11 protein-coding genes are annotated in these 11,479 nt (G+C 65.9%); 4 read left to right on the top strand and 7 right to left on the bottom strand.

What is annotated here, in order from left to right:
• Positions 1-187: 187 nt before the first annotated feature.
• Genes AC1RR3_RS10415 through AC1RR3_RS10405 form a run of 3 tightly spaced genes read right to left on the bottom strand, consistent with a single transcriptional unit; the run spans position 188 to position 3,005 of the window.
• Entirely contained in the window at positions 188-1,069 is an 882-nt protein-coding gene (locus AC1RR3_RS10415; RefSeq protein WP_492822063.1) for an MlaD family protein, read from the bottom strand.
• Between the two features lie 29 nt (positions 1,070-1,098).
• Positions 1,099-1,869, bottom strand: a complete 771-nt coding sequence (locus AC1RR3_RS10410) for an ABC transporter ATP-binding protein (RefSeq protein ID WP_492822061.1) — start codon at positions 1,867-1,869, stop codon at positions 1,099-1,101.
• Between the two features lie 2 nt (positions 1,870-1,871).
• Positions 1,872-3,005, bottom strand: a complete 1,134-nt coding sequence (locus tag AC1RR3_RS10405; protein WP_492822059.1) for an MlaE family ABC transporter permease — start codon at positions 3,003-3,005, stop codon at positions 1,872-1,874.
• A 134-nt stretch (positions 3,006-3,139) separates the two neighbouring features.
• Between AC1RR3_RS10405 and dgcA the strand changes: the two genes are divergently transcribed.
• On the top strand, positions 3,140-4,135 hold the full coding sequence (dgcA, locus tag AC1RR3_RS10400; protein ID WP_492822057.1) for an N-acetyl-D-Glu racemase DgcA: 996 nt from the start codon (positions 3,140-3,142) through the stop codon (positions 4,133-4,135).
• Here dgcA and AC1RR3_RS10395 read toward each other — a convergent pair.
• Positions 4,105-5,301, bottom strand: a complete 1,197-nt coding sequence (locus AC1RR3_RS10395) for an MFS transporter (RefSeq protein WP_492822055.1) — start codon at positions 5,299-5,301, stop codon at positions 4,105-4,107. The genes dgcA and AC1RR3_RS10395 overlap by 31 nt on opposite strands.
• A gap of 75 nt (positions 5,302-5,376) precedes the next feature.
• On the opposite strand from AC1RR3_RS10395, the gene AC1RR3_RS10390 reads away from it, so the two are divergent.
• Positions 5,377-6,777: a hypothetical protein gene (locus AC1RR3_RS10390; RefSeq protein WP_492822053.1), complete on the top strand. Its 1,401-nt coding sequence runs from the start codon at positions 5,377-5,379 to the stop codon at positions 6,775-6,777.
• Positions 6,778-6,823: 46 nt separating this feature from the next.
• On the opposite strand, the gene AC1RR3_RS10385 is transcribed toward AC1RR3_RS10390, so the two are convergent.
• Complete coding sequence (locus AC1RR3_RS10385) at positions 6,824-7,219, bottom strand: hypothetical protein (protein ID WP_492822051.1); 396 nt, start codon at positions 7,217-7,219, stop codon at positions 6,824-6,826.
• 132 nt (positions 7,220-7,351) lie between these two features.
• On the opposite strand from AC1RR3_RS10385, the gene AC1RR3_RS10380 reads away from it, so the two are divergent.
• Complete coding sequence (locus tag AC1RR3_RS10380) at positions 7,352-7,738, top strand: VOC family protein (protein WP_492822049.1); 387 nt, start codon at positions 7,352-7,354, stop codon at positions 7,736-7,738.
• Here the strand turns inward: AC1RR3_RS10380 and AC1RR3_RS10375 are convergent.
• The gene (locus AC1RR3_RS10375) at positions 7,731-8,174 is read right to left on the bottom strand and encodes an RbsD/FucU family protein (protein WP_492822047.1); all 444 of its coding nucleotides are present in this window, start codon (positions 8,172-8,174) and stop codon (positions 7,731-7,733) included. The two genes, AC1RR3_RS10380 and AC1RR3_RS10375, sit on opposite strands and share 8 nt — an antisense overlap.
• Before the next feature lie 186 nt (positions 8,175-8,360).
• On the opposite strand from AC1RR3_RS10375, the gene AC1RR3_RS10370 reads away from it, so the two are divergent.
• The gene (locus AC1RR3_RS10370; protein WP_492822045.1) at positions 8,361-10,172 is read left to right on the top strand and encodes a caspase family protein; all 1,812 of its coding nucleotides are present in this window, start codon (positions 8,361-8,363) and stop codon (positions 10,170-10,172) included.
• Between the two features lie 250 nt (positions 10,173-10,422).
• Here the strand turns inward: AC1RR3_RS10370 and AC1RR3_RS10365 are convergent, their stop codons facing one another.
• Entirely contained in the window at positions 10,423-11,406 is a 984-nt protein-coding gene (locus tag AC1RR3_RS10365) for a threonine/serine dehydratase family protein (protein ID WP_492822043.1), read from the bottom strand.
• Positions 11,407-11,479 lie beyond the last annotated feature (73 nt).

Here is an 11,479-nt window from a genome sequence, read left to right as displayed (position 1 = left end):
CCGCCGGATTGCGCTTCGCTCCATCCGGGCTACGAAGCAGGCGCATTGGAAACTGCGGCGCCCCTACAAGCACCGTCATTGCGAGCGAAGCGAAGCAATCCAGACTGCCTCCAAGCAAGCAGTCTGGATTGCGTCGTCGCAAGAGCTCCTCGCAATGACGAAGGAGAGAGAGACGCGGACTAACCGCCTACTGCCGCTTGCGCTCGTTCGCGGGTGCGGGCTTCGGCGCTTCCGCCGGCGGCGGAGCTGCGGCCGGCGCGCTGTTGCTGGCACCGAACAGCACGCGGGTGGGGTTGCGGTCGAAATTGTTCACGGCGCGGCTGATATCGCCGAGGGTGCGGCGGCCGTCGGCCATCAGCGCACCGGAGCGCTTGTCGAAGTCGTCGGCGAGCTCACGGATCGACTTCACCGCCTGGAACAGCTCGCCGCCGTCCTTGCCGCCGGCGAGCGTGTTGAGGCCGAGCATGAGGCTGTCGGCCTTGAGCATCACGCCGTCGACCTTGGCCATCACGACGTCGATCTTCTCGGAGTTGCGCGCCAGCGAGTTGGTGAAGGTCTCGAGGTTCTTCAGCGAGTTCTTCACCGATTCCTGATTGTCGGCGACGATCTTGTTGATGTTCTGCAGCGTGCCGCGGATCGCCTCGGTGACGTCCTGGAGCTTGTTGGGATCGGCCGTCAGCGTCGGGATGCCGTCTTCATCCAGCGGCGGCGGCGGCGCGGCCTCCTCACCGCCCTTGAGCGAGATCGCGGCAACGCCGGTCAGGCCCTGGAATTCGAGGCCAACGAGGGTGTCCTTGCGGATCGGGGCGTTGTTCTCGACCATGGCGAGTGCGACAACCCGCCGCGGGTTGTCCAGCTTCACCGAGACCACTTCGCCCACCCGGATACCGTTGAAGTTGACGCTGCCACCGTTGCGCAGGCCCGCCGCCGGGCCCTCGAAGACCACGCGCAGGGGGCTGCGCTGCTTGGTGGTGTGCAGCGACTGGAACCACAGCACGAAGCCGATCGCCGCGGCAATCACTGCCAGCGTGAACGACCCGATCAGTACGTAATTCGCCCGCGTTTCCATCAGGTGCTCCGGCTACTCAACCCAGATACTCAACCCATGACCGCGCGGGCGCGCTTGCCATGGAAATACTGCCTCAACCAGGGATGCTGCGAGGCCTGCATGTCGGCGATCGACCCTGCCGCAATGATCTTACCGTTCCCTAAAACGGCGATGCGGTCGCAAGCTGTGTAAAGGCTGTCGAGGTCGTGCGTTACCATGAAAACGGTCAGGCCCAAAGTGCGCTGGAGCGTCCTGACCAGCTCGTCGAAGTCGCCGGCGCCGATCGGGTCGAGGCCCGAGGTCGGTTCATCGAGGAACACGAGGTCCGGATCGAGCGACAGCGCGCGTGCGAGCGCGACGCGCTTGATCATGCCGCCCGAGAGTTCCGACGGGAAACGCTCGGCGACCTCAGGCTTGAGACCGACCATGGTGAGCTTGGCCATGGTGATCTCGTCCATCAGCCGCTGCGAGACGCGCAGATATTCGCGCATCGGAAACTGGATGTTCTGCCGCACGGTGAGCGAGGAGAACAACGCGCCCTGCTGGAACAGCACGCCCCAGCGCCGCTCGACGTTGCGGCGCTGCGAATTGTTGGAAGAATCAAGATCGACGCCGAACACCTCGATGCTGCCGGCAATCTTGGGCACGAGGCCGATGATGGTGCGCGTCAGCACCGATTTGCCGGCGCCTGATGGTCCGACGAAGCCGAGGATCTCGCCGCGCTGGACGTCGAGGTTGAGGCCGTCGAGCACGCGCGTTGCGCCGAACTGCACGGTGATGTCGCGGACGCGGATGATGGGATTTTGGATCTCGCCTGCCATCGTCACATCCCGATCGAGGCGAAGAAGATGGCGAAAACGCCGTCCATGACGATGACGAAGAAGATGCCCTTCACCACCGACGCGGTGGTGTGCTGTCCGAGCGATTCCGCGCTGCCCTGCACCGCGAGCCCTTCGACGCAGGCGACGATGCCGATCACCGCGGCCATGACCGGCGCCTTCACGATGCCGACGATGAAATGGTCGATCGAGATGGCGTCGCGCAGGCGGAGCAGGAAGGCTTCAGGATCGACGCCGCCATAGAGCCAGGCGACGAGGCCACCGCCATAGAGCGCGGCCATGGCGCCGAGGAAGGCGAGGATCGGCAATGCCAGCACCAAGGCCAGCATGCGCGGCAGCACCAGCACCTCGATCGGGTCGAAGCCCATGGTGCGCAACGCGTCGATCTCCTCGCGCATCTTCATCGAGCCGAGCTCGGCGGTGTAGGCGCTGCCCGAGCGGCCCGCGACCATGATGGCGACCAGCAGCACGCCGATCTCGCGCAGCACCAGCACGCCGAGCATGTCGACGACGAAGATGTCGGCGCCGAACCTGCGGAAATGGAAGATGCCTTGTTGCGCGATGATGCAGCCGATCAGGAAAGTGATCAGCACCACGATCGGCACCGCGCGCCAGCACACCTGCTCCATGTGATGCACGGTCGAGGTGAGGCGGAACGAACGAGGATGGATCAGGATGCGCGCACCCGCCGCGAGCACTGCGCCGAGCATGTCGATCAGGCCGGCGACCGTGCCGGCCACTCCGGCCACGGTGCGGCCGATCTGCTCCAGCATGCCGGTGATGGTGATGGTGCTGGCGTCGACCACGGGGGTCGCCCTGACCCGCCGCACCTCGTCAACGAGGCTCGAATAATTGGCCGAGAGCCCCGCGATCTGCGCCTCGGCCGTGCCTTGGGTCAGGCTGCGGCGCAGCCGCTCGATCAGCCAGGCGCCGAAGGTGTCGAGCTTGGCGACCTCGGAGACGTCGATGAAGATGCTTTGTGAACCGCCGGCCAGCTTCTCGGCATCCGCCACCATCCGCTCCAGGACCGGCGCGAAGCTCGCGGTCCAGGTTCCGGTGGCGCAGAGGGCCAGCGCGTTACCCTTCGCAATCCGTTCCAGCTTCGGATCGCTACTCAAGATGCCCGCTCCCGTGCCGGGGCGGAGAAAATCAGATGGTTGCGCACACGCCCTTACCCGGAGAAGGTATCCCCAACTGGTTAACGTTAGTTGCTAGAGGTAACTAGCAGGTTCAGATTTCGCCAGAGTTCAAAATGACTTCCAGCAAAGTTCCGGCCCTTCGGGCGCGAATCGAGCGCTTTCCCATAGCCGGCAGTTTCACCATCAGCCGGGGCGCCAAGACCGAGGCCGTGACTGTTGTGGCCGAAGTAAGCCAGAACGGCCTGACCGGCCGCGGCGAATGCGTGCCCTATCCCCGCTATGGCGAGACCCCCGAGGCGACCCTTGCGGCCATTGGGGCCATGGAGGCGGCCGTCGCGGGCGGGATGACGAGGCAGGCCCTGCAAGCCGCCATGCCGCCCGGCGCGGCCCGCAACGCGCTGGATTGCGCCCTGATCGACCTTGAGGCCAAGGCAGCGGGCCTGCGGGCCTGGAGCCTCCTGGACCGCCCGATCCCGGGCGAGCGCACCACGGCCTACACGATCTCGCTCGGCACCCCCGAATCCATGGCGGCGGCGACCGCGAAAGCGGCGCACCGGCCGCTGCTCAAGATCAAGCTCGGCGGCGACGGCGATCCCGAGCGGATCGCAGCCGTCCGCAAGGCCGCCCCCGAATCCGAGCTGATCGTCGACGCAAACGAATCCTGGACCGAGGCCAATCTGGCGCACAATCTCGCCGCCTGCGATGCCGTCGGCGTCACCCTGGTCGAGCAGCCGCTGCCATCAGGCAAGGACGACGCGCTGGCGCGGATCAAGCGGCCGCTGATGGTCTGCGCCGACGAGAGCGTGCATGACCGCTCCTCGCTCGCCGCCTTGCGCGAACGCTACGACGCCGTGAACATCAAGCTCGACAAGACCGGCGGCCTCACCGAGGCACTCGCCATGGCCGATGCCGCGCAAACACTGGGCTTCGAGATCATGATCGGCTGCATGGTCGCGACTTCGCTGTCGATGGCCCCCGCCATGCTGGTGACGCCGCAGGCGCGCTTCGTCGATCTCGACGGCCCCCTGCTGCTGGCGCGCGATCGCGATCACGCGCTGCGTTATGACGACAGCCTGGTTTATCCGCCGGACTCTTCGCTCTGGGGATGAGCTTTGAGCCGGTGCCGCGCCTGCCAGATCACAAGCGCGCCGGCGGCGGCCATCGCGGCCATGACGTAATACAGCCCCTCGCCGATGCGGGCGTAGATCGCGCCTGACGCGATCGAGGTCGCCGCGCCCAACAGCCCGTTGCAGGCGGCGTAATAACCCTGCCCCCGCGCGATCTGATGCGAGGGCACGCGTTGCACCAGCAGGTTCATGGTGCCGAGGATGGTCATACCGAAGCTGAAGCCGTGGCCGAGCTGCGCGATCGCGAGCAGCGCGAGCGGCGGCTCGCTGGCGGTGACGATCCAGCGCAGCACGGCGCTCAAGCCACCGATCACCATCAGCGTGGACGGATGCAGCGAGAAGCGCGGCGACAGCGCGAAAACGACGATCTCGGCGATCACGCCCAGCGTCCACAGCCCCGCGATCGTCAGCCCGCCGAAACCATGGAGCTGCCAGCTGATGGCCGAGAAGGTGTAGAAGGCGATGTGACTGCCCTGGATCAGCGCGGCCGAGACGATCACGGCCCAAAAGCCGCCATCGCGCAGCAGCGCCTTGCCGGCAGGCGTCCCGGCGGCCCTTCGCCTGACATCGTCGAGCGGACGCAGCAGCAGGCTGACGAGAGCCGCAACCACCGCCCATGCGACGATCACCCAGATCAGGTCGCGCGCGGCGATGCTGTCGACGAGATAGCCGCAGGCGAGCGAGCCGGCGGCGAAGGCGGCCGAGCCCCAAAGCCTTAGGGGCCCGTAATCGAGCCCATAGCGGGCGACGCCGCGCAGCGCGTAGGCGTCCGTCAGCGGCGTGGTCGGCGTCCACATCATGCAGGTGAGCGCATAGATCAGGAACAGCGCCAGCGGCTGCTGCTGCACGCCGACCGCCACAAAGCCGATCGCGGTTGCCAGCACCGACATCATCATGGCGGCGCGGATGGCCTGTCGCTTTTCGGCAAAGCCGGTGATCTGCGGCAGCGTGGTAAAGCGCGTGATCGCCGGCAGCGCGTTGATGAGACCGATCCAGGCAGCATCGATGCCGATCGCCTTCAGCCAGAGCGGAAAGAACGGCATATGCGTGCCCGACACCGCGAACACCGCCGAGTAGAACAGCGCGAGACTCACGGCGAATCGCCGCTTCACGGCGGCTTGCGTGGGGATTTGTGATTCGCCTGCCATCAAACCAATTGCGATTCGGTCGATATCGTGGTGATCGTTACTCTAACGCGCGGTGATTTGCGCGACGAGATTGTCATGGCCAACGAAGCATTCGCCCTTTCGCCCATGTCTGCCCGCGCGGCCGAGCCGAACGAGCAGGATTACGACGCGATCCGCGAAGCCTTCATGGAGACCGCGCGCGGCCGCTGGTTCCTCGGCGAATATGCCAAGCGCAATCGCAACGCCGACACGAGCATGGTGCTCGATGCGGTCGCGAAAATCGAAGAAACCCTTGCGGCACAGCGACAACCCGTCGTCGAGGACCGCCTGCCCGAGGCGCTGGTCGAGATCCGCCGCGCCATCCGCGAGGCCGAGACCATCGCGATCGCAGCCTTCGATCCCGCGGCGATCGAGGCGAGCCTCGCTGCGATCCCGCGCGGGGTGCGCATCATCAAGGAGATCTCCTGGCGCTGGCGCGAGATCGGCGCCGACGGACGAATCTGCGACCTCATTGATTCGCAGCTCGCCTCGATCGAGGCCGCCTGCGGGCAGATTTCCACCATTGACCCCCGCGTCGAGCTCAAGGCCGCATTCGATCTGCTCAGGGATCGGATCGACCAGACCGACGGCAACGCAACGCCGCAGGCGGCGGTCCATCCCGCGCCAGCTCCGATGCAGGAGGCACCGCCGCCCGTCGCAGAGGCGCCGCCTGTCGAAGCCGCGCCCGCCGCGATGGCGAGCGCAGCCCCCGTGGCTTTTACGGAGACGCCGCAGGACATCGCGGTGGCGGCCGAGCCTGAAGCGGCCGACACCGCTGAAGCGTTCGCAATGGCCAAGCAGGCGATGGACGCGGCCGTCGCGCCGGAGATCGCTGCCGAAAGCCCGATCGCGCTTGAAGATGCCGCGCCCGAAGACACAGCTTTCGAAGAGCCGGCCGCCGAGCCTGCCGCCTTCGCGGACGTCACCGACGAGTTCTCGTTCGATGCCGCCGCGGAGGCCGAGGACGAAGCCGTGCTCGAGGCCATCGCGCTCGAGATGGCCGCGCCCGATCCCGATTTCGACGAGATCATCGATCCGGTCGAGATGGAAACGACCATTCCGGAACCGATGGTCGCGGAGATCGCAGCCCCGATTGCCGCCGAGCTCCCGGAGCCGATCGCACCTGAGCCCGCCGCTGCAGCGGTCGTGCAAGAGCCCGCCGAAGATGCGCCGATCGCAATGGACTCGCTCGCGCGTCTCACCGACGCCATTGCGGAGGCCGCCGCCGAAGTGATGGAGCAGCCCGCCCCGGCCATGCTGGCGACGGCATCATTCGCCGCAGCACCGGCCTCGACACTGCCGATGCCCTCGCCGTTGCCGACGCCCATGCCCGAGCCCTCGCTCGGCGCCAGCATCCTCGCCAGCGGCATACTGCAAAAGCCCCGCACGCCGGCCAACGACCCGCTCGCGCCGATCCGCCGCATGACCCAGGCCGAGAAGATCGCGTTCTTCTCGTAAGGGAACGATCTCCGTCTACCTCGTCATTGCGAGCGCAATCAGCCAATCATCCGCAATTCCAGACCGCGCCGATCGGCGTTCGGGTCCAGCACGGGCCAAAGCTGCCGCCATTGTAGCGACCGCCGCCGAAGCCGGGACGGCCGAAATAGCGCCATTCGCCATCCCAGCCGTAATATTGGGGAACCGGATCGATGTACCAGTGACGCCGGTCATTGCGCGCAAGGCGCCGCATCGCGTCCTTCTGCTTATAGAGCGGAATGCTGTTGCTCAGCGGCTGGCGATAGCCCGGCAGAAAGCCGTAGCCATGCCAGGCCTGCTTGGGGCGCTTTTGAATTGACGCAGCCGGCGCGACGGCGGGCAGCAGCGACAGGACGACAGCAACGAATAGACACATGAGGCGCGACATCAATCGACCATAGACAGGCGGATGCGAGATGGCCATTCAAATTCGAGTGCGAGGCCTTTTGCCGCTTCATGCAACATCGTTCCGACGTTCCGCGACGCTGCACCAACTAGCCCTTGTCAGCTCATCCCGATAGGCTGGAAAGGCACCTGCATATTCAGGAGAGAACGAATGCCTGAAACCCCGCACGTCGGCGCATTCGCCATCGTTCCCAGCAACGATCTTGCTGCGGCGATTCCGTTCTGGGAGCGTCTCGGCTTTGCGCGCGCGGGCGGCGACGCCGGCTACGTCATCATGCGAGGTTGGGGCTGCGAGGTGCATCTGACCCAGGCGGGAGACGGCCCGTGGCGGGTGCCGGAAGAGCACAATCCCTTCGGCGTTTTCATTCGCACGCCCGATGTGGACGCCATCGCCGCGCGCGTGGACGATCTGATCATCCGGCCCGGCGGCGTGCTGCGCCACCGCGAATGGGGAATGTACGAGGTGGGCATCAACGGCCCCGACGGTCTCCTCGTCCGCATCGGCTGGCCGTCCGCGCTGATGACGGCCGCTAGCTGATCACGCCCTTGCGGATCAGGAAGCAGCCATAGCCCCTGCTGTCGCCGACCTGCACGACGCCAAAGCCCGCCGCCGCAGCGCGGTAAAAGTCCGCCCGCGCGAGCTTGCCGGGAGCGACGGTGCGGCCAACAGCACGCTCGATCTCCGCGAGCACCGCGCGCTGCACGTCGGGCACCCGATCGGGATCGTCGACCGGCGCCATCACGCGTACCGGATCGGGATCGAAATCGTCGAGCGGGTAGACCGACATGATGGCGCGCACGGCGGTCTCCATGCGCATGCCCGGCAACTGGATCAGACGTTGCGATGTCGTGCCCTGCGCGATGCGGGTCGCCGGATGATTGGCGTCGACGAAAACGAGGTCGTCGCCGTGGCCCATCGAGGCGAGCAGCCAGAGCAGATCGGGGGTGAGGATCGGATCGATCGATTTCAGCATGAGCAGGCATTTCCCCAAGGCATGTCTTTCGCCGGCAAAACCGGCCATTCACCATAGCAGGTTCCGAAGCGTGATTCAGATCACGCACGATACCATGGTGACAGCGATCACGGACCACCGGCTCGAACGCGGCCAAGCTTCCTCGCAACCAATCTCGCATCGAGATCAGTGCTAGAGGAGCACGCCATGTTCCGCCTAAAGCCTTTCCTGATGACGGCTAGCCTCGTGGGAAGCCTGTTCGGCTTCGCCTGCGGGCCTGTTTCGGCGCAGGTCGCGCCGGCCCCGACCGCGCTGCAAGGCCCGGAACAGCGCGTCGCGCTGGTGATCGGCAATTCCAACTACCAGAACGCGCCGCAGCTTGCGAACCCCGATAACGATGCGGAGTCGATGGCGCAGTTCCTGAACTCGGCCGGCTTCGAAGTGGTCGCCGCGACCGACCTGACCCAGAACGACATGCTCCGCGTCGTCCAGGACTTTTCCGCAAAAGTTTCCGCGCGGGGTCCGAACACGGTGGCGATGATCTACTACGCCGGCCATGGCGTGCAGCTCGCCGGCGAGAACTATCTCGTTCCCGTCGATGCCAAGGTGTCGAGCCAGAGCGAGCTCGTCAGTAACTCGGTGCGCCTCGTCGACGTGATGTCGACGCTGGAGACGATCCCGAGCCGCATGCGCATCGTCATCCTCGATGCCTGCCGCAACAATCCCTTCCCCTCGGTGAACGATGCCGGCCGCGGCCTCGCCATCGTCGATGCGCCGAACGGCTCGATCGTCGGCTATTCGACCGCGCCGGGCGCCGAAGCGCAGGACGGCACCGGCGGCCACAGCCCCTATACGCAAGCCTTCCTCAACGTCGCGCGCGAACCCAACGTGCCGATCGAGCAGCTGTTCAAGCGCGTGCGCCTTCAGGTGAACGAGACCACACTCGGCGCGCAGATCCCGTGGGAGAGCTCGTCGCTGACGTCAGACTTCACCTTCTTCGGCGACACCGCGGTTGCCGCCAACCGTGCGCCGGTCAATGCGCCGGTGGTGCAGATGGCCTCCAACCTGCCCAGCCGCTCGACCCGCCAAGCCTATGACTACGTCGTGTCCGAGGCACGGCCGGAGTACTATCAGGAGTTCATCCAGATGTATCCGCACGACCCGCTGTGCGACCACGTCCGCTGGCTGCTCAACAACCTCCTGCTCACGCAGGCCTGGCACAAGGCGGTGCTGGCGAACTCGCCGCTCGGCTACCAGACTTTTTACGACAGCTATGGCAACAGCCCCTATGCCGTGTCCGCGCTGAAGCTCGCAGCGCAGCCGAAGCTGATCCCCCTGATGCAGGCGACCAAGTTCCTGGCGCCGCAGAACATTGCCCCGACCTTCAAGATCGGCAATCTCGGCCAGCCCAAATACATGCCGCTGATGCAGCAGGGTAATGGCGGGCCGCAGCTGAACGGTAACCTGCCGGTCGTGCAGAAGCCGGGCGACAACAACGGCATCGGCAAGCTCGGCAATGGCGGCCAGATCGTCAACCTGCCGGCAGGCAATCAGCAGAACGGCACGCCGTCGCAGACCCCGGGCAAGATCGTCACCCTGCCTGCGCCGACCAACACCACCACGAACAATGGCGGCACCGGCAAGATCGTGACGCTGCCCGTGGCCAACAATACGCAGAATGGCGGCACCAACAATACCGGCACGACCAATGGCACGACGACTCCTGGCAAGATCGTGAGCATGCCGGTGAATGTCGGCAAGGGTGGCTCGACTGTCGAGGCCAAGCCGGTCAACGTCCAGACGCAGAACACCCCGATCCGCGTCAACAACGGCGTGAAGATCAACAACAACCCGGTGAACAAGGTGCAGGTCCAGAACAACGTCCAGAACACCCGCCCGCAGTTCAACACGACCAACCGCATCGTCAACAATGGCGGCAACAACTTCCGCCAGTCGATGAACCAGGCGCCGAGCATGGGTGGCGGCGGCGGCAATCACCACGGCGGCTTCATGCACTGAAGCGGCGAGAAGGTGCGCTCCCTCCCCCGCGTGCGGGGGAGGGTTGGGGAGAGGGTTTCTCCGCAATGGGACAGTTAGCGACTTAACCGAGAGTATCCCCGTTTGGAGAAAGCCCCCACCCGGCGCTTCGCGCCGACCTCCCCCGCAAGCGGGAGAGGTGCACCGAGCAAGCCGAATCCACCAACCGACAAATACAAAAGGGGCAGAGCGGCGACGCTCTGCCCCTTCTTCGTGTCAAAATCTCAGACGATCAGGCCACCAGCTCGGCGAACAGATCCGCATCGACATTGCCGCCGGAGAGCACGATGACGACGTTCTTGCCGGCGACGTCGAGGCGGCCCGCGAGCAGCGCGGCGAGGCCGACGGCACCGCCCGGCTCGACCACGAGCTTCAGCTCGCGATAGGCGAACGCCACCGCTGCGCCGACTTCCTTGTCGGATGCGGTCACGCCGCGCGCGAGCAGCTTGCTGTTGATCGCAAACGTCATCTCGCCGGGGATCAGGGCCATCAGCGCATCGCAAATGGTGCGGCCCGCGGGCCCATGCGGCTCGCGATGACCTGCGGTCAGCGAAATGCCGTGATCGTCGAACGACTCGGGCTCGGCCACCACGATCTGCGCCTGCGGATAACGCGCCTTGATCGCAGTTGCGACGCCGGCGATCAGGCCGCCGCCGGAGGCCGGCGCCACCACGATGTCGGGGCTGAGGCCGAGCGCCGCCATGTCCTCTGCGATCTCGCGGCCGGCGGTGCCCTGGCCTGCGATCACGAAGGGATCGTCGTAAGGCCTGACCAGTGTCGCGCCGCGCTTCGCGGCGATGCCGCGCGAGATCGCCTCGCGGTCGTCGTTGTAGCGGTCGTAGAGCACGACCTCGGCACCATAGGATTTGGTGCGCTCGCGCTTCGACAGCGGCGCATCCGCGGGCATCACGATGGTCGCCTGCATGTCGAGGATCTTGGCTGCCGCCGCCACGCCCTGGGCGTGGTTGCCCGAGGAGAACGCGACGACGCCGCCGGCGCGCTTGTCCTGCGGGATCGAGGCGACCTTGTTGAAGGCGCCGCGGAACTTGAAGGAGCCGGTGCGCTGGAGCATCTCCGGCTTCAGGAACACTTTGGCACCGACGCGCTCGTTGAGCACGGGAAAGGACAACAGCGGGGTGCGGATGGCGAAGGGCGCGATCACGCGCGCTGCGGCATCGATATCGGCGGGGCCGATCGGGAGGAGCTGTTCGGTCATGTCTGACCTTATCGCGGCCGATGAGGCCCGGGCAAGACACCTGAGCGCGAGGGGTTCGACAGCGTTTTCGAGC

The sequence above is a fragment of the Bradyrhizobium sp. GW821-FHT13H05 genome (assembly GCF_058804065.1).
The sequence above is the reverse complement of the archived record's forward strand: the minus strand, read 5'-3'. Positions and strand labels throughout refer to the sequence as shown.

Coding starts and splice junctions, on each gene's coding strand:
- dgcA (WP_492822057.1), top strand. CDS start 3,140: ATGACTTCCAGCAAAGTTCCGGCCCTTCGGGCGCGAATCGAGCGCTTT.
- AC1RR3_RS10410 (WP_492822061.1), bottom strand. CDS start 1,869: ATGGCAGGCGAGATCCAAAATCCCATCATCCGCGTCCGCGACATCACC.
- AC1RR3_RS10380 (WP_492822049.1), top strand. CDS start 7,352: ATGCCTGAAACCCCGCACGTCGGCGCATTCGCCATCGTTCCCAGCAAC.
- AC1RR3_RS10395 (WP_492822055.1), bottom strand. CDS start 5,301: ATGGCAGGCGAATCACAAATCCCCACGCAAGCCGCCGTGAAGCGGCGA.
- AC1RR3_RS10375 (WP_492822047.1), bottom strand. CDS start 8,174: ATGCTGAAATCGATCGATCCGATCCTCACCCCCGATCTGCTCTGGCTG.
- AC1RR3_RS10385 (WP_492822051.1), bottom strand. CDS start 7,219: ATGGCCATCTCGCATCCGCCTGTCTATGGTCGATTGATGTCGCGCCTC.
- AC1RR3_RS10390 (WP_492822053.1), top strand. CDS start 5,377: ATGGCCAACGAAGCATTCGCCCTTTCGCCCATGTCTGCCCGCGCGGCC.
- AC1RR3_RS10370 (WP_492822045.1), top strand. CDS start 8,361: ATGTTCCGCCTAAAGCCTTTCCTGATGACGGCTAGCCTCGTGGGAAGC.
- AC1RR3_RS10415 (WP_492822063.1), bottom strand. CDS start 1,069: ATGGAAACGCGGGCGAATTACGTACTGATCGGGTCGTTCACGCTGGCA.
- AC1RR3_RS10365 (WP_492822043.1), bottom strand. CDS start 11,406: ATGACCGAACAGCTCCTCCCGATCGGCCCCGCCGATATCGATGCCGCA.